Here is a 23,844-nt window from a genome sequence, read left to right as displayed (position 1 = left end):
CGGTGATCGAAAGACGACCGGATACGCTGACTTGAGTGAATGCAGCGACAGATCGACAATCCGTGTGATTATCAGCAGACAGGAGACTCCCTCGTGACCGTCGTCGGGCCGTTCGGGCTGAGCGTGCGGGACCAGGCTCTTGAGGCCGATGTCCAGAACGGACTGTCCGCCGTCGAGGCGGGTCTGCTCGAAGCCACCAAGAGCGAGGTGCCCTTCATCACGGAGGCCGCCCAGCACCTCGTGCGCGCCGGTGGCAAGCGCTTCCGGCCGCTGCTGGTGATGCTGGCGGCGCAGTTCGGCGACCCGCACGCACCGGGCGTGGTGCCCTCCGCCGTCGTCGTCGAGCTTACCCACCTCGCCACCCTGTACCACGACGACGTGATGGACGAGGCGGACGTGCGCCGCGGGGTGTCCAGCGCCAACGCCCGCTGGGGCAACTCCGTCGCCGTCCTGACCGGCGACTTCCTCTTCGCCCGCGCCTCGCACATACTGGCCGACCTGGGCCCGGAGGCGGTCCGCATCCAGGCCGAGGCGTTCGAGCGGCTGGTGACCGGGCAGATCCTGGAGACCGCCGGGCCGCGGGACGGTCGCGACCCCGTGGCGCACTACCTGGACGTCATCGGCGGCAAGACCGGCTCGCTAATCGCGGTCTCCGGCCGCTTCGGCGCGATGATGTCCGGCGCCGACGAGGGCGTCACGGACATCCTCACCCAGTACGGGGAGCGGCTCGGGGTCGCCTTCCAGCTCGCCGACGACGTCCTCGACATCGCCAGTGACTCCCACGAGTCCGGCAAGACGCCGGGCACGGACCTGCGCGAGGGCATCCCGACGCTGCCGGTGCTGCACCTGCGCGCCCGCGCCGCGGCGCAGGGCCTGCCGGAGGACCTGGAGCTGGTCGCACTCCTCGACGGCGACCTCGCCGACGACGCCCGGCACGCCGAGGCGCTTCGACGGCTGCGCGCCCACCCCGCGTTGGAGCAGGCCCGCCGGGACACGGTGCGGTACGCGGAGGAGGCGCGGGCGATGCTCGCCCCGCTGCCGGAGTGCTACGCGCGGGCGGCGCTGGAGGAGTTGTGCGACGCGGTGGTGCACCGCGCGGGCTGAGCGCGTCAGGGGGGCGGCGGTTCGTGTCGTAGGGCTGGTGGTCCCTGCCGGAGGGGCCGATGCGGTCTGCCGCGAACGGGAACTGATGGTCAGACTGTCTCCATGGTTCTCGCGACGACGGATGATGCCGCCACCAACGAGCTGCTTGAACGTTTCATCGACGGGGTCCGCCCGCTGGTGCCGCTGGTCTCGGTCTGGGTCCACGGCTCCATCGCCGCCGGGACGGACTACCGGCCGGGCCGCAGCGACCTCGATCTGATCGCGGTCGTGGAGCGGCCCTGTACGGATGCCGAGGAGAAGGAACTGGCCTCGCTCCACGAGGGGCTGGAGCGGGCGTCTCCGATCGCTGCGGTCGCGGAGAAGCTGCATTGCAGCTACGTCGCGCTCCAGGAGTTGGACGAGCCGGAGCGGGACCACCTCACGTGGGCCATGCGGGAGCTCTTCCGGCGCCCCGTGTCCCCGGTGACCCGGGTCGAACTGCACCGTTTCGGGCGTGTGCTGTACGGGCGGCCGGTCGCAGGGCTCCTCCCGGAGGTGACCGACGGTCAACTCAAGGAGTACATCGTTCGGAATACGCGCGAGTACGTGCTGCCCGTTCTGGACAAGGAGGACCTGTTCCGGGCGGACGAATGGGTCGACTACGGGATGCTGGCGCTGGCGCGCGCCCTGGTGACGCTGCGGGACGGCACGCTGATCACCAAGGCCGAGGCTTTCGGCGTGCTGGCCAGGCTCGGCGCGCCCGCCGAGGTCGTGGCGGACATCAGGAAACGGCGGTACGGGGGCGGGGCCGGGCCTGGGCCCGGGTCGGAGGCCGAGCCTGCGGCAACGGCGCTGTCGTCGTCGCCGCCGTCCTCGTCGCCGGAGTGGTTGGACCGTAGGGCACAACTGACGCTGGCGTTCCTACGCCCGCAGGCGCAGTGGATCGTCGATGCGTACGACGAAGGTTGATAACCCCTAGGGCCGTTCCCTATCGGTTGGGGGAGGTGGTCGATGGATCACTCATCCCTGAGCAGTACGCCAACTTGCTCCCGGGGACTGACGCCCGAGCGGCATCGATTTGGTCAGATTGAACCACTGCTCGAACCAGTCGAATCAACCGAACCACTGCTCCAGTCCGCACGACCGCTCGTGACCGATCACGGAGGATAGGGCACACCATGGCACCGAACGACAGCGCACAGACCACCGAAGAGACGGGGGCCGGCAACCGGGTGCGTCGGCGAAAGGCGGCTCGCTACGCCCTCCCGGTCGCGGTGGCGGGGGTGGCGGCGGCGACCATCGGCCTGGTCCCCGCGCTCGCGGCCTCCGGCGACCCCGACCTGCCGAAGATCAGCGCCCAGGAGCTGATCGAGAAGATGGCCTCGTCCGAGACCCAGCAGCTCTCCGGCACGATCAAGGTCAGCACGGACCTGGGCCTTCCGGACTTCGGCGGCCTGGCGGACTCCTTCCTCTCCGGCATTGGCGAGGCTGGTCCGGGCGGGGAAGGCGGCGAGGGCGAAGGCGGTTCGTCGGCCTCTCCCGACGCCAAGCTGATGGAGCTGGCGTCCGGCTCGCACACCCTCCGGGTCGCCGTCGACGGCCCCGAGCGCCAGAAGCTCTCCATCCTGGAGGACTCCGCGGAGTACAGCCTGATCCGCAACGGCGCCGAGGTGTGGGCGTACGACAGCAAGTCCAATGAGGTCGTCCACCACAAGGGTGAAGGCCCGGGCAAGGGCGGCAAGAAGGGCGAGGAGAAGGGCTTCACCGGCCCCGAGGACCTGCCGACCACGCCGAAGGAGCTCGCCGCCAAGGCGCTGGAGGCGGCCGACAAGACGACGTCGGTGACGGTCGACGGCACCGCCAAGGTCGCCGGCCGCTCCGCGTACCAGCTCGTCATCAAGCCCAAGCAGAGCGGCTCGACGATCGGCTCGATCAAGGTCGCCGTGGACTCCAAGACGGGGACGCCGCTGAAGTTCACGCTCGTGCCGTCCAGCGGCGGCAAGGCAGCGATCGACGTCGGCTTCACCAAGGTCGACTTCGACCGGCCCGCCGCGTCCACCTTCGACTTCGCCCCGCCCAAGGGCGCGAAGGTGACGGAGGCGGACGAGCTCGCGAAGCAGTCGTCCGAGGATTTCGGAGCGCCGGAGCTGGAGGGCGAGCTGCCGAAGCTGCCCAAGGAGATCGAGGAGGAGCTGAAGGGCAGCCTGAAGGACGGCGAGGACCTGAAGGAACTGGAAGACCTGAAGGGTCTTGAGGACTTCGCCGGTCCGCAGGTGATCGGCGAGGGGTGGACCACGATCGGGAAGATCGCGTCCCCCACCGGTGAGGGCTTCGCCCCGCCGAAGAAGGGCGAGCTGCCGCCCGCGGCCGAGGGCTTCCTGAACTCCTTCGGCGACCCCGTCAGCGGGGAGTTCGGCTCGGGCACGGTCTTCAAGACCCGCTTGGTGAACGCCCTGATGACGGACGACGGCACGGTGTACGTGGGCGCCGTCACCAAGGAAGCGCTGGTGAAGGCGGCGAACGCCGACAAGTAGCCGCGGCCCGGCGGCCCGCGGTCACCGCCGCGGGCCCGACAGGCAGAGGCAGCGGTTGCCGTTCGTCCCGCCCCGCAGGCCGTACGGTGGGGCGGACGGCGCCGCGGTGGGGCGACCGCGCGCCCGAGAGGACGGGGAGCGGAATGACATCGGTGATCGAGACGCGCGGGCTCACCAAGCGTTACCGAGGCGGTCAACTGGCCGTCGACCGGCTCGACCTCACCGTGCCGGCGGGCAGCGTCTTCGGCTTCCTCGGCCCCAACGGCTCCGGCAAGACGACGACCATCCGGATGCTGATGGGCCTCATCGACCCGACGGCCGGCAGCGCGACGGTGCTCGGCGGTGCGATGCCGAAGGCCGCCCGCACCGTGCTGCCGCAGGTGGGCGCCTTGATCGAGGGGCCGGCGCTCTACGGGTTCCTGAACGGGCGGGACAATCTCCTGCGCTACGACTCCGCCGACCCGACCGCCGACCCGCGCACCCGCAGCGCCCGCGTCGCCGCCGCCCTGGACCGGGTGGGGCTGACCCAGGCCGCGGGGAAGAAGGCCCGGGCGTACTCCCTGGGGATGAAGCAGCGGCTGGGGCTGGCCGCGGCGCTGCTGAGTCCGCGTCGGCTCCTCGTCCTCGACGAGCCGACGAACGGCCTGGACCCCCAGGGCATGCGGGAGATCCGCGCCCTGGTCCGGGAGCTCGCCGCCGACGGCACCACCGTCTTCCTCTCCTCCCATCTGCTGGACGAGATCGAGCAGGTCTGCACGCATGCGGCCGTCATGGCGCAGGGGCGGCTGCTGGTGCAGGGGCCCGTCGCCGAGTTGGCGGCCCGCGCCCGCGGCCGGCTGACCGTCCTCACCCCGGACGCTGACGACGCCGCCCGCGTCCTCAAGGAGCGTGGGGTGACGGGTGTGGCGGTCGAAGCCGAAGCCGACCGCGTCAGCGGCGATCCGCCCGGCCCCGAGGCGGAGCTGGCCGATTTGAGCGCGGCGCTGGTGGAAGCCGGCGTGCGGGTGCGCGGCTTCGGGGTGGAGCGGGCGTCCTTGGAGGACGCGTTCGTGGAGCTGACGGGGGAGGGCTTCGATGTCGCGGGCTGACGTGCAGGACGGGGCCGCGGCGGCGGAGCCGGGATCCGGGCCCGGGCCGGTGGTGAAGGAACGGGGCCGCCCGTTGCGTACCCTCGGGCTGTTCCGCTCCGAGTTGGTCACCACCCTGCGCCGCTGGCGGACGCTCGCGCTGCTCGGGGTGCTCGCGGCGGTGCCCGTGCTCATCGGCATCGCCGTGAAGATCGAGACCGGCGGCGATGGCGGCGGCCCTCCCGGCGGCGGCGAAGGAGGCCCCGCCTTCATCTCCCAGGTCACGAACAACGGCCTGTTCCTGGTCTTCGCCGCGCTCGCCGCCACGCTGCCGGTCTTCTTGCCGATGGCGGTCGGCGTCGTCGCGGGTGATGCGATCGCGGGCGAGGCGTCCGCCGGCACCCTGCGGTATCTGCTGGTGGCCCCCGCGGGGCGGACCCGGCTGCTGCTCGCGAAGTACGTCACGGCCCTGGCCTTCTGCCTGGTGGCGACCTTGGCCGTGGCGGCGTCGGCGCTCGCCGTCGGGGCTCTGCTGTTCCCCCTCGGGGACGTCACCACCATCTCCGGGACGACGATCTCCTTCACCGACGGGCTGGTGCGGGCCGGGCTGGTCGCCGTCGTCGTGGCGGCGTCGTTGGCGGGGTTCGCGGCGGTCGGGCTGTTCGTCTCGACGCTGGCGGGCAGCGGCATCGCGGCGATGGCGGCCACGGTCGGACTACTGATCACGGTGCAGATCCTGGACACCATCCCGCAGTTGGACGAGATCCACCCCTATCTCTTCCCGCACTACTGGCTGTCGTTCTCGGACCTGCTGCGGGAGCCGGTCTTCTGGGACGAGGTGCAGAAGAACCTCGGACTCCAGGCGCTGTATGTGGCGGTGTTCGGCTCGGCGGCGTGGGCGCGGTTCACCACGAAGGACGTCACTGCCTGACGCGCCCCACGAGGGTCCCCCGGGCCGATGGTGCGGGGCCGGACATGGCTGCATGCGTGTGCGGTGGGTGCACACGCATGCAGCCTGTGGGGGGTGGCGGCTCCGGGGAAAGCCTGCCGGGGGTGGTGGTGGGCGTGGGGGTCAGAAGGTGAGCTTCCAGCTGTTGATGTGGCCGGTGTCCTGCGGGCCGACGTCCTGGACGCGTAGCTTCCAGTCGCCGTTGGCGGGCTCGCTGGAGGCGTTGACGGTGTAGGTGGCGATGACGTTGTCAGCCGAGTCGTTGCCGCTGGAGTTCTTCAGCCGGTAGGCGGTGCCGTCGGGGGCCAGCAGGTCCACCACGAGGTCACCGCGCCAGGTGTGTCGGATGTCCACGCCGACGGAGAGGGTGGGCGGGGCGTTCCCGGTGCGTCCGGAGACGGTGACGGTGGAGGTCACGGCCGCGCCGTTGTCCGGGATGGCGACGTCCGCGGCGTTCTCGTAGCTGTCGCCGGGCGGGACGCCCACCCCGGTGCCGAGCGTCCACACGGCGTGGGCGATGGCGTCGCTGTTGCGGTCCAGCGCGGTGTCGTTGATGTTCGAGGTGGTGTCGCACGACGAGTGGTAGCAGCGGTCGAACGCCTGGCCCGCCGTGCCGCCCCACTTCTGGGCCTGCGCCGCCGTCTTCGTCCGGCCGGCCCCGGTGAACAGGCCGCCGACGCGTATGCCGACGTTCTTGAAGGAGGCGTGGTCCGAGCGGCCGTCGCCCTCGGTCTCGATCTCGGTCGCGACGCCGAGCCCGGCGAAGTGGTCCTTGAAGACCTTCTCCAACTCCACGTCGTCGTCGTAGACGAAGTAGCCGGGGTTCGGCGAGCCGATCATGTCGAAGTTGAGGTACGAGGAGATCTTCGAGCGCTCGGCGGCCGGGAGGTTGTTGACGTAGTACCGCGATCCGACCAGGCCCAGCTCCTCCGCGCCCCACCAGCCGAAGCGCAGGTGCTTGGTGGGGTTGAGCTGGGCGCGGGAGACGGCGAGGGCGGTCTCCAGGACGGCGGCCGAGCCCGAGCCGTTGTCGTTGATGCCGGCGCCGGAGGTGACGGAGTCGAGGTGGGCGCCGGCCATCAGGACCTGGTTCGGGTCGCCGCCCGGCCAGTCGGCTATCAGGTTGTAGCCGGTGGTGCCGCCCGAGGTGAACTGCTGGATGGAGGTGGTGTACCCGGCGGCGTCCAGCTTGGCCTTCACGTAGTCGAGCGAGGCGCGGTAACCGGGCCGGCCGTGGGCGCGGTTGCCGCCGTTCGCCTGGGCTATCGACTGGAACTGGCTCAGGTGCGCCTTGACGTTGGCGAGCGGTATGTCCGGTGCGGCGGCGACGGCGGCCGTGGCGGTCGAGGCCGCGGGCGCCGACGCGGGGGCGGCCGGCGCCGCTGCCGCCGTGGCCGCGGGGGACGCCGCGGCGAGCAGCCCGGCCAGGGCCGTGGCCGCGGTCACGAGCAGGCGTCTGGGTCGGTGGGAAATCCGAGGGCCGCGTGGCAGGGGGACGGAGAGCTTCATGTGGGGGCTCCGTGGATTCCGTACGGGGACAGGACGGAACGTGCGAGACGCCCTGGAGCCGCGAGTTCCAGGGCGCTGGAGCTGATGGTGCGTGACGCGTGGTACGTGCTCAGAGTTCAGCGAGAGTTGACAGGACCGTCAAGGGCGGAAACCGGTCAGTTGTGTTCGCCCAGCGGACATTCCACGTACCCGGAACGGACAACTCCGAACGGATTGCGCGGCGGGACGCGGTGCGGGGTGCCGTGGGCGGTGCGGCGTGGCGGGGTGGTGCCGTGCGAAGCGGCGGCGTGGCGGTCACTCCACGCAGAACTCGTTCCCCTCCGGGTCCGCCATGGTCGTCCACGCCCCGCCGTGCTGCTCCCGTCGGTACAGCACCGTCGCCCCGAGCCCCTGGAGTCGGGAGACCTCGTCCGCCATCCGCTCCGTGCCCACGTGGACGTCGAGGTGGAGGCGGTTCTTGGTGGACTTGGCCTCGGGAACGCGCTGGAACAGCAGTCGACGGCCGAGCCCGACGCCCTTCGCTTCGTCGTACGGGTCGTCCGGATGCCGGACGGCGGCGAATTCGCGCCAGACGTCGCGGCCCGACCGCAGGAGCGTCGAGCCCTCCGGCAGATGGCCGGCCTCGCGCAGCCAGCCGATCAGGGAGCTGTGGTCCTCCACCTCGTAACCGAGCGCGGCGGCCCAGAAGTCGGCTTGGGCGTGCGGGTCTTCGGAGTCGATGGTGACTTTCCAGTGCAGTGCCATGAAACCGTTTATAGTGGTTACATGAGCGAGCTCGCAAGGGAATTCGTCCTCCACCCGCCGAACGGGCGCCCGTTCCACTTCGACCCCGGAGCACTCAGCCTCGATCTGCTCATCACCGGCGGCCCGGGGTGGCTGGCCCGCTGGGAGATCCTTTACGAGCCCGCTGACCTGGTGCGTTGGGCCGAGTGGAGCCGGTTGCCGGACGGGCTGGCGCCGGTGGTCGCACCGCACGAGGTGCAGGCGGCGCGAGCGCTGCGGGACGCGCTGCACCGGGTGGCCGCCGCGCGGGCGCACGGCCGGGAGCTGCCCGCGGACGACCTCGCCGTGGTGAACCGGGCCGCGGCCGAGCCGCCGCCCGTGCCGCGCTTCGTCGCGGAGGGCGTACGGGGCTGGGTGCCCGGAGCCACCGGGACGCAACTGCTGTCGGCGGTGGCCCGTGACGCGGTGGAGCTGTTCACCGGGCCGTACGCGCACCGGATCCGCGAATGCGCCACCGACAACTGCTATTTGCTCTTCGTCGACACCTCGCGGCCGGGCCGCCGACGCTGGTGCTCCATGGAACGCTGCGGCAACCGCCACAAGGTGCGGGCCCACCGCGCCCGCAACGCCCCCACGACCACCCCGGAAGAGCCGAGCTAGGTCGTGTCCGCATAGTCCCGCGCGTTCCTGCGCCTTTGGACGTAGCCGCCGTTTCCCTGAGGGAGCGTTGGTCTCCACTGGCCGGTGGCGGGTTGTTGGCGCAGTTCCGCCCGCCGGCTACATGGGGTCGAAGGGGCCCTCGTCGTTCGGGCGCCCGCTGCGACCACCGCCCGTACCTCCCTGATCGCCCGTCGTCCGCGTGCCGGGCGTGGGTTGGCCGGACGCCGCGCCCGCCCGGCCGCGCTGGTACGCGCTGATCCGGTCCCGCGCCCCCGACGACTCCTCCTCGGCCTTCGACAGCCAGCGCTCCCACCGCGAGCGCATCGGCCCGATGAGACCGCCGCCGACGCCGACGATCAGGACGCCCGCGACCGTACCGAGGACGGCGAGGAGCAGCGGACCGGTGATGGCGGTCGCGATGCCCGCCTGCCCCAGCGCGGCGATCGCGCCGAGCGCCACGATGAACGCCCAGGCGACGGTGGCCAGGACCTTGCCGTACGAGGTGCCGCTGAGGGAGTCCTGGACGATGTCGCGGACGGCCCGCGCGATGGCCATCGCCACCACGACGATGACCAGGGCGACGATCAGCTTCGGCAGCCAGGCGACCACGGCGTGGATCATCACGCTGATGGGGTTGGGGCCGAAGACCCCGAAGGCCAGTTGCAGCACGATCAGCAGCAGGCCGAAGTAGATGACCTTGGTGATGATGCCGGTGGTGTCGTACGAGGAGTTCCGCAGGGCGTGGGCGGCCCCGCTGCGTTCGGCCAGCTTCTCCGAACCCGCCTTGCGCAGCAACTTGTCGACCACCTTGGCTATCAGCTTGGCGATGAACCAACCTATGAGCAGGACGACGAGGAAGCCGATGAGCTTCGGTATGAACGCGGCGACCGAGTTCCACGCCTGTGAGAAGCCCGCGCCGAAGTCGACGGAGAGGGCGAGGGGCTCGGCCCCCGGCGGGCCGAGGGGCTCCAGGTGCTGGGGCAGGGGCATGGCGCACTCACTCCGTCCGCTGACGGCCCCGGCGGTCCCGGGACCCGGACCTCGGTCGTAACACCGGTGGGTGCGCGGGGCCCGCGCCCGGGTGAGGGCGGGGGCCGATCGGGTGGCGGATTACGCTGCTGCGGTGGGCTTCGCGGTCACGTCGAGGCGCTTACGTCGAGGGCTTCGCGGTCACGTCGAGGGCTTCGCGGTCACGTCGAGGGCTTGGCGCTCGTGCCGAGGGTTTCGCGCTCACGCCGTGGGCTTGGCGGGCGCCGGCGCGGGTGCCTGCTGCACCTCGCCCCGCGCCGTCACCACCACCGCAGCCGCGCGCAGTGCCTCCGCCTCCCTGCTCGTACGTCGTGCCGAGCGCAACGCGTCCCACGTCAGCACCGCCAGCGCCAGCCACACCAGCCCGAACCCGGCCCACCGCTCCGCCGGCATGGCCTCGTGGAAGTACAGGATCCCCAGGAGGAACTGGAAGACCGGCGCCAAGTACTGCAACAGCCCCAGCGTCGACAGCGGCACGCGTATCGCCGCTGCCCCGAAGCACACCAGCGGCACCGCGGTGACCAGGCCGGTCGCCGCGAGCAGCGCCATGTGCCCGGCGCCCTCCGTCCCGAACGTGGCGTCCCCCTGCGCCGTCAGCCACACCAGGAAGGCCAGCGCGGGCACGAAGAGGATCGCGGTCTCCGCGGCCAGGGACTCCAGCCCGCCGATGTTCGCCTTCTTCTTCGCCAGCCCGTACGTCGCGAAGGAGAACGCCAGCACCAGCGAGATCCACGGCGGCTGCCCGTACCCGATCGCCAGCACCAGCACCGCCGCGGCGCCGACCCCCACCGCCGCCCACTGCGCCGGGCGCAGCCGCTCCTTCAGCAGCAGCACGCCGATGGCTATGGTGACCAGCGGGTTGATGAAGTAGCCGAGGGATGCCTCGACGACCCGGCCGGTGTTCACGGACCAGATGTACACGCCCCAGTTGACGGAGATCACCACGGCCGCGAGCGCGAGCAGCCCCAGCTTGCGGGGGTCGCGCAGCAGCTCGCGCAGCCACGCCCAGCGCTTCAGCACCAGCAGCGCGAGGGCGACGACCACCAGTGACCAGGTCATCCGGTGCGCCAGGATCTCGGTCGCCCCCGCCGGCTTCAGCAGCGGCCAGAAGAGCGGGACCAGGCCCCACATCCCGTAGGCCCCGATCCCGTACAGCAGTCCGGTCCGCTGGTCGCCGTTCGATGTCACTGCTGGACCTCCCGTGCTGTGCGCCTCGCCGTGACGAAGGTACGCGCCCCCGGACCGTGCTGTCATGTCCGTACCGGAATACGGTCATGACCATGGTGTGGGGCGGTCGGGGCGGCTGAGGTGGCAGGGGCGGCGGGGTCGGGAGTGCGGCGGACGGAACCGTGCGATCCGGAGTGAGCGTCCAACTCCCCAGTGAGGACGGTGCGTTGTCGGTGGCGGGTCGTACCATCGGCGGCGCGGGGACATGACCGTGACGGGGCGGGGACCGTGCCGACGCAGGGGGCAGGCTGCAATGGCGTACGGAAGGAAGGCGCGGCGGGCCGGCTGCGGCGCAGCGGTCGGGGCGCTGCTGCTGGTGGGGTGCTCCGGAGGCGACGGATCCGGTGGAGCCGATGGGGGCGGTGAGGGTACGGGCTCCGCCGCCGCGGCCTCCACGGGTGCGGCGTCTGCCTCCGCCGGGCAGCCGTCGAAGCGCCCGGGGGACCGGGCCATCACTCCGGACCCGGCCCGGGTGCCGCGCACCGAAGCGCAGGCCCGCGCCCTGGCGGAGAAGGTGGTCGCCGGGCCGGACGCCTGGGGCCCCGGCTATGTGAAGCGCACCCCGTATCTGACCCCGCCGGGCCACTGGCTCGTACTGGACGACCAGTGCGCGTGGCGGCGCGCGCCCCGCCCGGCCGGCGTCCTCTACAGCCTCACCGCCCACAGCGAGCTGCCCGCCGGCCCGGGCAAGGGGCCGGTGCGCGTTGCCGCCACGGTGAACGTCCACCGCGACGCGAACGGCGCCGACTGGGACATGGCCGAGACCCTGGAGGAGACCCTGCGCTGCCCGAAACAGACCCTGCGCGAGGGCGAGCGTGTCCAGCGCCTCTGGTCGCAGGGCAGGCCGTACGGCCCGGGCAACGACCTGGCCGACGACTCCGTCTTCGAGACCGGTGACTACGTCAACGCCGAGTTCGACCGCGCCTACACCTACAACTGGTACCAGGCCCGCTACGGCCCGGTCACCATCACCGTCACGTCCAAGGGCGCCAAGGGGCACACGGACGACGACATCGACAAGGCGCGCTTGGAGGCGTTCATCGCGATGCTCGGACGGGTCGAGACCCAGTTGGGCGCGGAGGTCGACCGATGAGCCCGCGGGAAGACGCACAAGGGGCGCGAGAGGGAGAGGGGGCGGGGGGTGGGGCCGTGGCCCGGCTGCTGCCGTCGGACCCGTCGACCGTCGGCGGGTACCGCCTGCTGGGCCGGCTGGGCACGGGCGGCATGGGCGTCGTCTACCTGGGGCGTACGGACGCGGGCGAGCTGGCCGCGGTCAAGGTGACGCTCGCGGACCTCGCCGACCGGCCCGACTTCCGGGCCCGGTTCCGGCGCGAGGTCGCCGCGGCGCGCCGGGTGGCCAGCCCCTGGGCCGCGGCCGTCACCCAGGCGGATCCGGAGGCGCCGAAGCCGTGGCTGGCCACCGCCTTCGTACCGGGGCCCTCGCTCGCCGACGCGGTGGCGCGGCACGGTCCGCTGCCGGAGCGCAGCGTACGGACCCTGGGCGCGGCGATCGCGCGGGCGCTGGCCGCGGTCCACGCGGCCGGCCTGGTGCACCGGGACGTCAAGCCGGCGAACGTCCTGCTGGCGGTGGACGGGCCGCGCCTGATCGACTTCGGGATCGCGCGGGCGGCGGACGGCGCGGAGGACGGCACGGCGATCACCGGCACGTCCGTGGTGGTCGGCACGCCCGGCTTCCTCGCGCCCGAGCAGGCGGAGGCGCGCGGCGCCGCGATCGGTCCGGCGAGCGACGTCTTCGCGTTGGGCTGCCTGCTGGCGTACGCGCTCACCGGACGGCCGCCGTTCGGGCACGGCGCGGTCGACGCACTGCTCTACCGGACCGTCCACGACGCCCCGGACCTCGCCGGCATCGGAGACGGCGGTGACGGCAGGGACGGCGGCGGGTTGTTGGGGCTGCTCACGGCGTGTCTGGAGAAGGAGCCGGGGCGGCGGCCGGCTGCGGCGGAGGTCGCCGAGCGGCTGACCGGCCACGGTGACGCGTCCGCAGCAGCGCCCGTACCCCTGCCTGAACCTCTGTCCATCGACGCGGAGTGGCTGCCGCCCGAGGTCGTGCGCACCATCGCGGAGCGTTCGGCCGCGATGCTCGCGCTGCCCGGCATCGACCCGACGCAGGCGGACGCCGCTGCAGATCCGGCGGAACCGGCGGAACCGGCGGAACCGACCGGCCCGGCCGGCCCGGTCGGGCGCAGACGGACGTTCCTGTACGCGGGCGCGGGCGGGGCCCTCGCGTTGGCGGCCGGGGGCGTCGGGCTGTGGGCGGCGCTGCGGGACGACGGAGCGCGGCGGCCGGCCGGATCCGCGTCCGCCGGCCCAAAGGGCCCGAAGTGGACGATCGGCGTGCAGGCCGACCTGTCGGGCCCGCGGAAGGAGATCGGCGTCGAGCAAGAACGCGGGGCCCGGCTGGCAGTGGAGCAGTTCAACGCCAGCAAGGACAAGCCCTTCGCCCTGGCCGTCAGGACCGCCGACGACGCCGGGGACCCGACCAGGGCCACGGCGGCGGCCCGCCGGCTGGCCGACGAGCCGTCCGTGTTCGCCGTACTCGGCTCCACCGGCGACTACACGACGGTGGAGGCCCTGCCCGTGTACGAAGAGGCGTCGCTCGCCCTGATGGCGAACTCCGTCGGCATCGTCTCCCCGATCAACGAGAAGAACCGCGTCTTCCTGCGGGCCGCGCCCGACCACGGGTTCATGGGCTTCCAACTGGGGCTGTACGTCGGCCAGCAGGTCCGCGCCAAGGTGCTCGCCGCCGTGCAGGACCGCTTCGACGACCAGTACTCCTGGGAGTACGTCACGTCCCTGCGCGGTGCGATGGGCGATGCGGGCGGGCGCGTCGTGCCGCGGGTCGTCCCCAAGTCCGTCGAGGACTACCGTCCGGTCGTCGCACGGCTGATGGCGGCCGGGGTCGACGCGTACGCCCACTGCGGCTCGGCCGTCGGAGCCGCGCGCGCGGCCCGCGCGCTGCGGGCCGCCGGCTTCGAGGGAGCGAAGCTCGCCACGTCGACGGCGCTGGGCTCGGAGTTCCTGCGGCTGGCCGGTGCCGACGCCGAGGGCTGGGTGATCGGCGCCTCCACGACCGACCCCGCCACCCGGCCGACGGCCGAGCCCTTCCACACGGCCTACGCCAAGCGGTACGGCGCACCGCCCGGCCCGTACGCGGGGGAGTCCTTCGACTGCGTCAACCTGATGATCAAGACGTTGGAGAACGAGGTGCGCACCGGCGGCAGCCGCGCTCCGCGCCGGGCGGAACTGGCCGTGGCGCTGCGCAAGGCACAGCACGTCGGCGTCATGGGCAGCTACGCGTTCGAGGCGAAGAACGGGGACTTCGCCCTGCTCGGCACGCATCTGTTCCAGGTCAAGAACGGCCGCCGCGACTATCTGGGCCCCGCGCCCAGCAGCGTCGCGACGCCGAAGCCGCGATGAGCGGGCGCGCCGCGCCGGGGACGGCCCGCGGGCCCCGGCACGAGGCGGTTCGGCTGCCCGAGGAGGCATCCGCACCCGCGGCATCCGTACCCGGGACGGCACTCGTCCCCACGGCGGCATCCGTACCCGCGGCGGTCGGCGGACGGCGGTGGTCGTGGACCCGTTGAAGCCCGTCGACCCGTCGTCCATCGCCGGGTACCGGCTGCTCGGCCGCCTCGGGGCCGGCGGCATGGGCGTCGTCTACCTCGCCCGCTCCGGCGCCGGCGAACTCGCCGCGCTGAAGGTGATCAGGGCCGAGCACGCCGCCGACCCCGGCTTCCGGGCCCGGTTCCGGCGCGAGGTCGCGGTGGCCCGGCGGGTCACCGGCCCCTGGGTCGTACGCCTCCTGGACGCTGATGCGTCGGCCGACGAACCCTGGCTCGCCACCGAGTTCGTGCCCGGGCCCTCACTCGGGGAGGCCGTCGCCGAGCGCGGCCCGCTGCCCGAGCGCACGGTCCGCTTCCTCGGCGCACGCCTCGCCGCGGTGCTCGCCGCCGCCCACCGCGGCGGCCTGGTGCACCGGGACGTCAAACCGGGCAACGTACTGCTGGCCCTCGACGGACCCCGCCTCATCGACTTCGGCATCGCTCGTCCGACCGGCGCCACCGCGCTGACCGAGAGCGGCGTCATGGTCGGCTCGCCCGGCTTCCTCGCCCCCGAACAGGCACGGTTGGAGGGGGCGGGCGAGGTCGGCCCGCCGAGCGACGTCTTCGCGCTGGGCTGCGTCCTGGCGTACGCGGTCACCGGCCGCCGCCCCTTCGGCACGGGCGCCGTCGCCGCGATCGTCTATCGCACCGTCCACGAGGACGCGGACCTCGACGGCGTACCGGAACGGGGCGGACTGCTGGCGCTGGTGCGCTCCTGCCTCGCGAAGGACCCGTCCGCCCGGCCGACGGCCCCCGAGGTGCGCACGGCACTGGACCCACCCGCCGGAAACTCAGCCGAGCGCGCGTCCGATCCGCCCCCCGAACCGCTTGCCGACCCGCCTCCCAACGGGCTCTCCGATCCGCTTCCCGATCCGCTTCCCGACTGGCTCCCCGACGGGCTGCCGGCGCTGATCGCGCAGCGCTCCGCCCGGGTGCTGGACCTGCCCGTCCCGACGCCGACCGAGGTCGGCGCCCCTGCCGTCGACGCCGTCGCCCGGGCCGCGTTGGACACCCGGATCGCACCGGACCGGGCGCCCCGGCCGCAGCGGGGCCCTTCGCGCCGGCGGCTGCTGGCCCTGGGGTCCGCCGCCGCGGCGGCCACCGCGGCCACCGCCGGTGCCGCCGCCTGGCTGGCGAACCGCCCGGACGACCACGGGGACGACGACCGCGCCGGAGACGGCCCCCAAGGCTCCCCGCCGCGGCACCGCATCGGCGTCGCCACCGACCTCAGCGGCCCGCGGAAGGCCCTCGGCCGCGCTCAGGAACGCGGCGCCCGGCTCGCCGTCGAAACGTTCAACTCCCGCCGGGACCGCCCCTTCGACCTGGACCTCACCGTCCTGGACGACCGGGGGGACGCCGCCGCGGCGCGCGCCGCCGCCATCCGCCTCATCGGGGACCGGACCGTCGTCGCCGTGCTCGGCGCCGCGACCACCGAGATCGTGCGCGCCGTCGGCGACGCGTACGACTCGGCCGAGCTGCCGCTGCTGAGCGTCACCGTCGGCTCCACCCTGTTCGACGTGGACGTCGGCCGGACCTACTTCGAACTGCGGCCCGACAACAACCAGTTGATCTTTCCGGCCAAGCGGTACCTGGAGATCCACGGCGTGCGGCGGGTCGCGGTCTTCGAGGACCGGAAGGCGGGCACCTACGCCTGGAACATCGTCAAGAAGCTGATCGACGCACCGCCGAACAAGGCCCGGGTGACCTCCTTCCCGGTCGACGCCGACGGCGACGACTTCACCGCCGCCGTGCGCGCCGCCCTGGCCACCCGGCCCGACGGAGTCGTCTACGCGGGCGACTCACCGGCCCGCGCCGCCCGTTGCGCCCTCGCGCTGCGCGCCGCCGGATACACCGGGCTGCGGGGCGCCACCGAGCCGATCGCCGGCCCCGCCTTCCGCACCGAGGCCGGCCCCGCCGCCGACGGTTGGGTCATCGGCACCGGCTACGTCGACACCACCCAGATGTCGAGCGCCCGGGCGGCGGAGTTCCGCACGGCCTTCCGGGAGCGCTGGCGCACGCAGGAGATCGGCCCGCACGCCGTCGAGGCGTACGACGCGCTCCACTTCGTCGCCGAGGGCCTTCGCCAACTGGGCGCCCGCGCGGCCGACCGGGGCGCGCTGGAACGACGGCTCGGCAGTGTGCGGTACGAGGGGGTGGCCAAGACCATCGCCTTCCCCTCGGGCGGCAACAAGCTCGAACCGGCGAACGGCTTCTTCACCTACCGCATCGAGCGGGGCAAGCTCCGCTTCCTCGGCCCGTACAAGAAGGTGACGAAGCAGATGTGAGACCCCCCGCTCCGGACGGGAGCCGCCCCCCGCTCCGGACGGAGCGAGGGGCGGCCGAGTCGATCGACCCGGGGGCCGGCCTCGGCCTCAGCCGACGACGGTCCAGGTGTCGTTGCCCGCGAGCAGCGCGCCGAGGTCGCCCTTGCCGTTGCGCTCCACGGCCTGGTCGAGCTGGTCCGCCATCAGCGTGTCGTACACGGGACGCTCGACGGAGCGCAGCACACCGATCGGGGTGTGGTGCAGGGTGTCCGGGTCGGCGAGCCGGGAGAGCGCGAACGCGGTGGTCGGGGAGGCGCTGTGCGCGTCGTGGACCAGGATCCGCGACTCGTTCTCCGGGGTGACCGTGACGACTTCGAGGTCTCCGGTGGCCGGGTCGCGAACGACTCCCTTGGCGCCGTCGGTGCCGAAACGGATCGGCTCGCCGTGCTCCAGCCGGATCACGGCCTCCTGCGCCTGCTCCTTGTCCTTGAGGGCTTCGAAGGCGCCGTCGTTGAAGATGTTGCAGTTCTGGTAGATCTCCACCAGCGCGGTGCCCTCGTGGTCGGCGGCGGCCCGCAGCACCGAGGTGAGGTGCTTGCGGTCCGAGTCGACCGTACGGGCCACGAAGGACGCCTCGGCGCCCAGCGCCAGCGACACCGGGTTGAAGGGGGCGTCCAGGGAGCCCATCGGCGTCGACTTGGTGATCTTGCCGACCTCGGACGTGGGGCTGTACTGGCCCTTCGTCAGACCGTAGATCCGGTTGTTGAACAGCAGGATCTTCAAGTTCACATTGCGCCGCAGGGCGTGGATGAGGTGGTTGCCCCCGATGGAGAGCGCGTCGCCGTCGCCGGTGACCACCCACACGCTCAGATCGCGCCGCGAGGACGCCAGCCCGGTGGCGATGGCCGGGGCGCGGCCGTGGATGGAGTGCATCCCGTAGGTGTTCATGTAGTACGGGAAGCGGGACGAGCAGCCGATGCCCGAGACGAAGACGATGTTCTCCTTCGCCAGGCCCAGCTCGGGCATGAAGCCCTGGACGGCGGCGAGGATCGCGTAGTCACCGCAGCCGGGGCACCAGCGCACCTCCTGGTCGGACTTGAAGTCCTTCATGGACTGCTTCGCCTCGGCCTTGGGCACCAGGGAGAGCAGGCTGGGCGCACTGTGCACGGTCTCAGTCATCGATGGCCTCCTTGAGGGCCGTGGCCAGCTGCTCGGCCTTGAACGGCATGCCGTTGACCTGGTTGTAACTGACGGCGTCGACCAGGTACTTCGCCCGGATCAGGGTGGCGAGCTGGCCGAGGTTCATCTCCGGGATCACGACCTTGGCGTACCGGCCGAGGACGTCCCCGAGGTTCGCCGGGAAGGGGTTGAGGTGGCGCAGGTGCGCCTGGGCGATCGGCACGCCCTCGGCGCGCAGCCGGCGCACCGCGGCCGTGATCGGCCCGTAGGTGGAGCCCCAACCCAGCACCAGCGTGGTGGCGCCGTCCGGGTCGTCGACCGTGAGGTCGGGGACGGCGATGCCGTCCACCTTGGCCTGGCGCGTGCGGACCATGAAGTCGTGGTTCGCCGGGTCGTAGGAGATGTTCCCCGTGCCGTCCTGCTTCTCGATGCCGCCGATGCGGTGTTCGAGACCGGGGGTGCCGGGCACGGCCCAGGGGCGCGCCAGCGTCTGCGGGTCGCGCTTGTAGGGCCAGAACACCTCGGTGCCGTCGGCGAGCTCGTGGTTCGGTCCGGTCGCGAACTGCACGCGCAGGTCGGGGAGTTCGTCCACCTCCGGCACCCGCCACGGCTCGGAGCCGTTGGCCAGGTAGCCGTCGGAGAGCAGGAACACAGGGGTGCGGTACGTCAGGGCGATCCGGGCGGCGTCCAGGGCGGCGTCGAAGCAGTCCGCCGGGGTGCGCGGGGCGACGACCGGCACCGGCGCCTCGCCGTTGCGCCCGTACATCGCCTGGAGGAGGTCGGCCTGCTCCGTCTTGGTCGGCAGGCCCGTGGACGGGCCGCCGCGCTGGATGTCCACGATCAGCAGCGGCAGCTCCAGCGAGACGGCGAGCCCGATCGTCTCGGACTTCAGGGCCACGCCCGGGCCCGAGGTGGTCGTCACCGCGAGCGCCCCGCCGAAGGCGGCGCCGAGCGCCGCGCCGATGCCGGCGATCTCGTCCTCGGCCTGGAAGGTCCGCACGCGGAAGTTCTTGTGCTTGGAGAGCTCGTGCAGGATGTCGGAGGCCGGGGTGATCGGGTACGAGCCCAGGTACAGCGGCAGGTCCGCCTGCTGCCCGGCGGCGACCAGGCCGTAGGACAGGGCGAGGTTCCCCGAGATGTTGCGGTAGGTGCCGGTGGGGAAGGCGGAGCTGGCCGGTGCCACCTCGTAGGAGACGGCGAAGTCCTCGGTCGTCTCGCCGAAGTTCCACCCGGCGCGGAAGGCGGCGATGTTCGCCTCGGCGATCTGCGGCTTCTTGGCGAACTTGGAGCGCAGGAACGCCTCGGTGCCCTCGGTGGGCCGGTGGTACATCCAGCTCAACAGGCCGAGCGCGAACATGTTCTTCGAACGCTCGGCCTCCTTGCGGGACAGGCCGAAGTCCTTCAGCGCCTCGATCGTCAGCGTCGTCAGCGGCACCGGGTGGACCTGGTAGCCGTCCAGGGAGCCGTCTTCCAGCGGGGAGGCGTCGTAGCCGACCTTGGCCATCGCGCGCTTGGCGAACTCGTCGGTGTTGACGATGATCTCGCCGCCGCGCGGCACGTCGCCGATGTTCGCCTTCAGGGCGGCCGGGTTCATCGCCACCAACACGTTCGGCGCGTCGCCCGGGGTGAGGATGTCGTGGTCCGCGAAGTGCAGCTGGAAGCTGGAGACGCCGGGCAGGGTCCCGGCGGGGGCGCGGATCTCGGCGGGGAAGTTCGGCAGCGTGGACAGATCGTTTCCGAATGACGCCGTCTCCGACGTGAAGCGGTCGCCGGTGAGCTGCATGCCGTCGCCGGAGTCCCCGGCGAACCGGATGATGACCCGGTCGACCTTGCGGACTTCCTTGGCCGCGGCAGCCGCTGCGGTGCCGGGCTCGTCGGTACCTGAGTGGCGCTGTCCACCGACGAGCGCCTCCTGGGCGTCGCCGGTCGCACTGACGCCGTCGGCCTCGTCGGCGTGCTCGGCTGGGCTACTGACCTGGCTGGTCACTGAACTGGACCTCCCTTGAGGCGGCTGCTCGGACCGGCCGTCCCACCGGCCGTTCCACGTGCCACCCTACGTTGGTTAGGGTGGCCTTCCCTGGATCGCTCATATGTTGGACCAGGAAATGAGACACTGACGTGTCCCTATTTGTCATAGTTCGCCCCACTCTTTGAAGAGTGCGATCCGGCCCCTTTCGGCTCATCCTTTAGGCGTAGGACTAGTCCCGCTTTATCGGCCCACCAGACCTGGGCGATTTCTGACGGGCAGTCGGTCGCTCAGGAATTGAGATACGTGAGGACCGCCAGGACCCGACGGTGATCCCCGTCACTCGGGGACAGCCCCAGCTTCTGGAAGATGTTGCTCACGTGCTTCTCGACCGCGCCGTCGCTCACCACCAGCTGCTTCGCGATCGCGGAATTCGTCCGCCCCTCCGCCATCAGCCCCAGCACCTCGCGCTCGCGCGGCGTCAGCTTCGCCAGGACGTCCTGCTTCCGGCTGCGCCCCAGCAACTGGGCGACCACCTCGGGGTCCAGCGCCGTGCCCCCCTTGGCCACCCGCACCACCGCGTCCACGAACTCCCGCACCTCGGCCACGCGGTCCTTCAGCAGATACCCCACGCCCCGGCTGCTGCCCGCCAACAGCTCCGTCGCGTACCGCTCCTCCACGTATTGCGAAAGGACGAGGACCCCTATCCCCGGGTGCTCCTTGCGCAGCTGCACCGCGGCGCGCACGCCCTCGTCCGTGTGCGTCGGGGGCATCCGCACGTCGGCCACGACCACGTCCGGCAGCTCCTGCGCGGCGGCCAACTCGCCGACCGTCTTGACCAACGCCTGCCCGTCGCCGACCCCGGCGACCACCTCGTGTCCCCGGTCGGTCAACAGCCGGGTCAGGCCCTCGCGCAAGAGCACCGAATCCTCGGCGATGACCACCCGCACCCGTTCGTCCACCACAGCCCCGTTCCCCCTGTCGATCCGTACTGGCCTGCTGGCCTCGTGACCAACAGCATCCCAGGATTCGGATCGAGCCGGGGAAGCCTGTGGATAACTTCGGGAGCCCAAGGCCCGGCAAGGCCCCGGGGGCGCGAGCCCAAGGCTCCCGGGGCGTTCGGGAGCCCGGGCCCCCGGGGGTTCGGGAGCTCGGGCCTCGGGGGTTCGGGAGCTCGGGCCTCGGGGGTCGCGGGCGGACCTCAGCCGCGCCAGGGCAGCTCGGCCGTCACCGTCGTCGGACCGCCGACCGGCGAGTCGAGGGCCAGGATGCCGTCGACCGCGTCCAGCCGCTCCGCCAGCCCCGCGAGACCGCTGCCCGCGGTGACGTCGGCGCCGCCCTTCCCGTCGTCCGTGACCTGGATCATCAGCCGGTTCCCGCTGCGCCACACCTCGACCGATGCCTGACGGGCTTGGGCGTGCTTGCTGATGTTCTGGAGCAGCTCGGAGACGGTGAAGTACGCGATCCCCTCGATCGCCGCGGCCGGCCGGTACGGAAGGTCCACCTCCACCTTCACCGGCACGCTGCACCGGGTGGCGACGGAGGAGAGTGCGGCGTCGAGTCCGCGGTCGGTGAGGACGGCGGGGTGGATGCCTCGGGCCAGGTCGCGCAGCTCCTGCAGGGCGAGTTTCACTTCGCCGTGCGCCTCGTCGACCATGGCCGCGGCTGCGTCCGGGTCCTCCAGCAGCTTCTCCTTCGCCAGCCCCAGATCCATGGCGAGGGCCACCAGCCTGGCCTGCGCGCCGTCGTGCAGATCGCGCTCGATGCGCCGCAGGTCGGCCGCGGCGGTGTCCACCACGACCCCCCGGTCCGACTCCAGCTCCACCACGCGGGCGGCCAGCCGCGACGGCCCCAGGAGCCCGGCGACCATCACCCGGTCCACGTACGCGAACCCCCGGATCATCCAGGCCGTCACCAGCACCAGCGCCAGCCCGCCGCCGGACGTCGCGGCGATCTCGAACGGGGTGTCCAAATAGAATTCGTTCCCCTTCCCGTCCCCGTAGAGCTGGATCCCCGGCACGTCCGCGTACCTCGGGAAGACCCACTGCCACAGCGGGTACAGGAACAGGCCCCACCCCAACGTCCACGCGGTGAGGACGGACACGAACGCCGTGATCGCCCAGGGGAAGTGGAGGACCGCGTACAACACGTGCCGCCAGGACGTCCCGCTCTTCAAGACCGCACCCAGCCACGACGCCAGCCCCCGCGCCTTCGGCCGCAACGGCTCCGGCTCCTCCACCTCCAGCCCCAGCAGGAACCGCGCCCGGCTCCGCTCCAGCGAGCCGAAGGCCCGGCACCCCGCGAGCGTCGCCGCCAGCACCGGGACGCCGATGAAGGTGATCAGCAGCCCCGCGCTCATCGACAGGCCCACGACCGCGAAGACGAAGAGGCTGATGCTGATCGGCAGGCTCAGCATCAAGTACCAGAACTCGCGCCACGTCCGCCCCTCGAAGGGCGCGCGCAGCACGGCGGGCACCACGTGACGGCGCTCGGCGCGCACGTCGTACCGCTCCGCGTACCGCTCCGTGCGGTGGTTGGTGGCCATCTGGGTCGTCCGTTCTCCAGGTCGGGCTGCTGTCATGACAATCAGGATGCGCGGTCCGGACCCGGTCGCACCATGAGGACCAGTGCCGTCTTCACAGGGGGGTTTTCCCTACCTCGGAGCGCTCCCGGCCCGCGCCGGACCGTCCGCCCGCCCCGACGCCCGGTCCCGCCACGGCACCTCCACCGTCACCGTCGTCCCCCCGCCCGCCGGCGACTCCAGCACGAACAGTCCGTCGACCGCCCCCAGCCGCTCGGCGAGCCCGGCCATGCCCGTCCCGCCGTCCAGCCGCGCGCCGCCCTTCCCGTCGTCCGTGACCTGGATCATCAGCCGGTTCCCGCTGCGCCACACCTCGACCGACGCCTGACGGGCTTGGGCGTGCTTGCTGATGTTCTGGAGCAGCTCGGAGACGGTGAAGTACGCGATGCCCTCGATCGCCTCCGCCGGCCGCTCCGTCAGATCGACCGAGACCGCCACCGGAGCCGTGCACCGGGTGGCGACGGAGGAGAGTGCGGCGTCGAGTCCGCGGTCGGTGAGGACGGCGGGGTGGATGCCTCGGGCCAGGTCGCGCAGCTCCTGCAGGGCGAGTTTCACTTCGCCGTGCGCCTCGTCGACCATGGCCGCGGCTGCGTCCGGGTCCTCCAGCAGCTTCTCCTTCGCCAGCCCGAGCCCCATGGCGAGGGCCACCAGCCTGGCCTGCGCGCCGTCGTGCAGATCGCGCTCGATGCGCCGCAGGTCGGCCGCGGCGGTGTCCACCACGACCCCCCGGTCCGACTCCAGCTCGGCGATCCGTCGCTCCAACTCGTCGGACGGCGACAGCAGCCCCCGCACCATCACGCGGTCCGCGTTCGACAGCCCGCGCGCCAGGAACCCGAGCACCGGCCACAGCACCACCATCGAGATCAGCACCACGGCGAACGTGACGACGCCCCACGGCAGCCGTATCGCGAAGTACAACACCGAGCGCCAGCCCACCGGGTCCTTCAAGCTCGTCCACAGCCACGCGAAGAACCCCGCGTCCGGCTGGGCGCCGCGCAACGGACTCGGCTCCTCCACCCGTACGCCCAGCAGCGTCCGGGCCCGGCCGCGCTCCGCCGTCGCCAGCATCCGGGCCCCGGCCAGCCCCAGCGCCAGCATCGGCAGCCCGACGGCCGTCAGCGAGAGCGCCGCCCCCACGACGATCGTGAACACCACGTAAAGAAAACCGAACAGCGCCAGCGGGAAGTTCGCCAGGAGGTGCGCGATCTCGCGCCAGGTGTGGCCGCCGTAGGCGAACCCCACCGGAGGCGGCGCTCCGGCGCCGGACCCGCCCCGGGATCCGGAGGGGACGGCGGTCGGAACGGCGGTCGGCACGGCGCCCGGCGCCCTGCCCGGCGCCGGATCGGAAGCGAAGTCGCTGGCGGTCATACCGGCCAGCGTGCCTGCCCGGACCGCCCGACGCCATGGGGGAGGGCGGTGGCCTGAGGTGGGGTTAACCCCACCCCGCACC

The 23,844-nt window shown here is 72.2% G+C and carries 18 protein-coding genes; 9 read left to right on the top strand and 9 right to left on the bottom strand.

What is annotated here, in order from left to right; all coding sequences use genetic code 11:
• The first annotated feature begins 93 nt into the window (after positions 1-93).
• From ABZ842_RS03015 to ABZ842_RS02995, 5 genes are all read left to right on the top strand, one after another.
• Positions 94-1,104, top strand: a complete 1,011-nt coding sequence (locus tag ABZ842_RS03015; RefSeq protein WP_361530605.1) for a polyprenyl synthetase family protein — start codon at positions 94-96, stop codon at positions 1,102-1,104.
• A 102-nt stretch (positions 1,105-1,206) separates the two neighbouring features.
• Positions 1,207-2,052, top strand: coding sequence for a nucleotidyltransferase domain-containing protein (locus tag ABZ842_RS03010; protein ID WP_361530602.1), 846 nt, complete (start codon positions 1,207-1,209; stop codon positions 2,050-2,052).
• 209 nt (positions 2,053-2,261) lie between these two features.
• On the top strand, positions 2,262-3,617 hold the full coding sequence (locus tag ABZ842_RS03005; RefSeq protein ID WP_361530599.1) for a DUF2092 domain-containing protein: 1,356 nt from the start codon (positions 2,262-2,264) through the stop codon (positions 3,615-3,617).
• A 143-nt stretch (positions 3,618-3,760) separates the two neighbouring features.
• Positions 3,761-4,705 carry an ABC transporter ATP-binding protein gene (locus ABZ842_RS03000; protein ID WP_361530596.1) on the top strand — a complete coding sequence of 315 codons (945 nt, stop codon included), beginning with the start codon at positions 3,761-3,763 and terminating at the stop codon, positions 4,703-4,705.
• Positions 4,692-5,615, top strand: a complete 924-nt coding sequence (locus ABZ842_RS02995) for an ABC transporter permease (protein ID WP_361530593.1) — start codon at positions 4,692-4,694, stop codon at positions 5,613-5,615. The genes ABZ842_RS03000 and ABZ842_RS02995 overlap by 14 nt, the downstream gene beginning before the upstream one ends.
• Positions 5,616-5,756: 141 nt before the next feature.
• On the opposite strand, the gene ABZ842_RS02990 is transcribed toward ABZ842_RS02995, so the two are convergent.
• Entirely contained in the window at positions 5,757-7,142 is a 1,386-nt protein-coding gene (locus tag ABZ842_RS02990; RefSeq protein WP_361530590.1) for a M28 family metallopeptidase, read from the bottom strand.
• Between the two features lie 294 nt (positions 7,143-7,436).
• Positions 7,437-7,886 (bottom strand): VOC family protein, encoded by a 450-nt coding sequence (locus ABZ842_RS02985; RefSeq protein WP_361530587.1) that lies wholly within the window; start codon positions 7,884-7,886, stop codon positions 7,437-7,439.
• 21 nt (positions 7,887-7,907) lie between these two features.
• On the opposite strand from ABZ842_RS02985, the gene ABZ842_RS02980 reads away from it, so the two are divergent.
• Complete coding sequence (locus ABZ842_RS02980; RefSeq protein ID WP_361530584.1) at positions 7,908-8,525, top strand: ABATE domain-containing protein; 618 nt, start codon at positions 7,908-7,910, stop codon at positions 8,523-8,525.
• 117 nt (positions 8,526-8,642) lie between these two features.
• Here ABZ842_RS02980 and ABZ842_RS02975 read toward each other — a convergent pair whose 3' ends face one another.
• Both ABZ842_RS02975 and rarD read right to left on the bottom strand, forming a co-directional pair.
• Complete coding sequence (locus ABZ842_RS02975; RefSeq protein ID WP_361530581.1) at positions 8,643-9,515, bottom strand: hypothetical protein; 873 nt, start codon at positions 9,513-9,515, stop codon at positions 8,643-8,645.
• Between the two features lie 240 nt (positions 9,516-9,755).
• Positions 9,756-10,742 (bottom strand): EamA family transporter RarD, encoded by a 987-nt coding sequence (gene rarD, locus ABZ842_RS02970; protein ID WP_361530578.1) that lies wholly within the window; start codon positions 10,740-10,742, stop codon positions 9,756-9,758.
• Between the two features lie 292 nt (positions 10,743-11,034).
• Between rarD and ABZ842_RS02965 the strand changes: the two genes are divergently transcribed.
• The 3 genes from ABZ842_RS02965 (at position 11,035) to ABZ842_RS02955 (ending at position 16,689) form a co-directional block, all read left to right on the top strand.
• Positions 11,035-11,874 carry a hypothetical protein gene (locus tag ABZ842_RS02965; RefSeq protein ID WP_361530575.1) on the top strand — a complete coding sequence of 280 codons (840 nt, stop codon included), beginning with the start codon at positions 11,035-11,037 and terminating at the stop codon, positions 11,872-11,874.
• A gap of 56 nt (positions 11,875-11,930) precedes the next feature.
• The gene (locus ABZ842_RS02960; RefSeq protein WP_361530572.1) at positions 11,931-14,219 is read left to right on the top strand and encodes a bifunctional serine/threonine-protein kinase/ABC transporter substrate-binding protein; all 2,289 of its coding nucleotides are present in this window, start codon (positions 11,931-11,933) and stop codon (positions 14,217-14,219) included.
• 154 nt (positions 14,220-14,373) lie between these two features.
• Positions 14,374-16,689, top strand: coding sequence for a bifunctional serine/threonine-protein kinase/ABC transporter substrate-binding protein (locus tag ABZ842_RS02955; RefSeq protein ID WP_361530569.1), 2,316 nt, complete (start codon positions 14,374-14,376; stop codon positions 16,687-16,689).
• Positions 16,690-16,776: 87 nt separating this feature from the next.
• Here the strand turns inward: ABZ842_RS02955 and ABZ842_RS02950 are convergent, their stop codons facing one another.
• The 5 genes from ABZ842_RS02950 to ABZ842_RS02930 all read right to left on the bottom strand — a co-directional run bounded on the left by ABZ842_RS02950 (position 16,777) and on the right by ABZ842_RS02930 (position 23,762).
• Positions 16,777-17,847 (bottom strand): 2-oxoacid:ferredoxin oxidoreductase subunit beta, encoded by a 1,071-nt coding sequence (locus tag ABZ842_RS02950; protein ID WP_361530566.1) that lies wholly within the window; start codon positions 17,845-17,847, stop codon positions 16,777-16,779.
• Positions 17,840-19,834: a 2-oxoacid:acceptor oxidoreductase subunit alpha gene (locus ABZ842_RS02945; protein ID WP_361530563.1), complete on the bottom strand. Its 1,995-nt coding sequence runs from the start codon at positions 19,832-19,834 to the stop codon at positions 17,840-17,842. Before ABZ842_RS02945 ends, ABZ842_RS02950 begins: the two co-directional genes overlap by 8 nt.
• 269 nt (positions 19,835-20,103) lie before the next feature.
• A complete protein-coding gene (locus ABZ842_RS02940) occupies positions 20,104-20,763 on the bottom strand; it encodes a response regulator transcription factor (protein WP_361530969.1) in 660 nt (219 codons plus the stop codon).
• Positions 20,764-21,014: 251 nt separating this feature from the next.
• Positions 21,015-22,358, bottom strand: coding sequence for a sensor domain-containing protein (locus ABZ842_RS02935; protein ID WP_361530966.1), 1,344 nt, complete (start codon positions 22,356-22,358; stop codon positions 21,015-21,017).
• A 108-nt stretch (positions 22,359-22,466) separates the two neighbouring features.
• Positions 22,467-23,762, bottom strand: a complete 1,296-nt coding sequence (locus tag ABZ842_RS02930; RefSeq protein ID WP_361530560.1) for a sensor domain-containing protein — start codon at positions 23,760-23,762, stop codon at positions 22,467-22,469.
• Between the last annotated feature and the right edge of the window lie 82 nt (positions 23,763-23,844).

This window comes from Streptomyces sp. NPDC047315, from assembly GCF_040643215.1.
In the GTDB taxonomy this organism is placed as follows: Bacteria; Actinomycetota; Actinomycetes; order Streptomycetales; family Streptomycetaceae; genus Streptomyces.
Note: the sequence above shows the minus strand (reverse complement) of the source record. Positions and strands in the feature narration are given on the sequence as shown.

Bases quoted from the DNA above. Each gene is read 5' to 3' on its own strand.
- ABZ842_RS03005 (WP_361530599.1), top strand. From the start codon at position 2,262: ATGGCACCGAACGACAGCGCACAGACCACCGAAGAGACGGGGGCCGGC.
- ABZ842_RS02985 (WP_361530587.1), bottom strand. From the start codon at position 7,886: ATGGCACTGCACTGGAAAGTCACCATCGACTCCGAAGACCCGCACGCC.
- ABZ842_RS02930 (WP_361530560.1), bottom strand. From the start codon at position 23,762: ATGACCGCCAGCGACTTCGCTTCCGATCCGGCGCCGGGCAGGGCGCCG.
- ABZ842_RS03000 (WP_361530596.1), top strand. From the start codon at position 3,761: ATGACATCGGTGATCGAGACGCGCGGGCTCACCAAGCGTTACCGAGGC.
- ABZ842_RS02975 (WP_361530581.1), bottom strand. From the start codon at position 9,515: ATGCCCCTGCCCCAGCACCTGGAGCCCCTCGGCCCGCCGGGGGCCGAG.
- ABZ842_RS02980 (WP_361530584.1), top strand. From the start codon at position 7,908: ATGAGCGAGCTCGCAAGGGAATTCGTCCTCCACCCGCCGAACGGGCGC.
- ABZ842_RS03010 (WP_361530602.1), top strand. From the start codon at position 1,207: ATGGTTCTCGCGACGACGGATGATGCCGCCACCAACGAGCTGCTTGAA.
- ABZ842_RS02990 (WP_361530590.1), bottom strand. From the start codon at position 7,142: ATGAAGCTCTCCGTCCCCCTGCCACGCGGCCCTCGGATTTCCCACCGA.
- ABZ842_RS02965 (WP_361530575.1), top strand. From the start codon at position 11,035: ATGGCGTACGGAAGGAAGGCGCGGCGGGCCGGCTGCGGCGCAGCGGTC.
- ABZ842_RS02935 (WP_361530966.1), bottom strand. From the start codon at position 22,358: ATGGCCACCAACCACCGCACGGAGCGGTACGCGGAGCGGTACGACGTG.
- ABZ842_RS02950 (WP_361530566.1), bottom strand. From the start codon at position 17,847: ATGACTGAGACCGTGCACAGTGCGCCCAGCCTGCTCTCCCTGGTGCCC.
- ABZ842_RS02995 (WP_361530593.1), top strand. From the start codon at position 4,692: ATGTCGCGGGCTGACGTGCAGGACGGGGCCGCGGCGGCGGAGCCGGGA.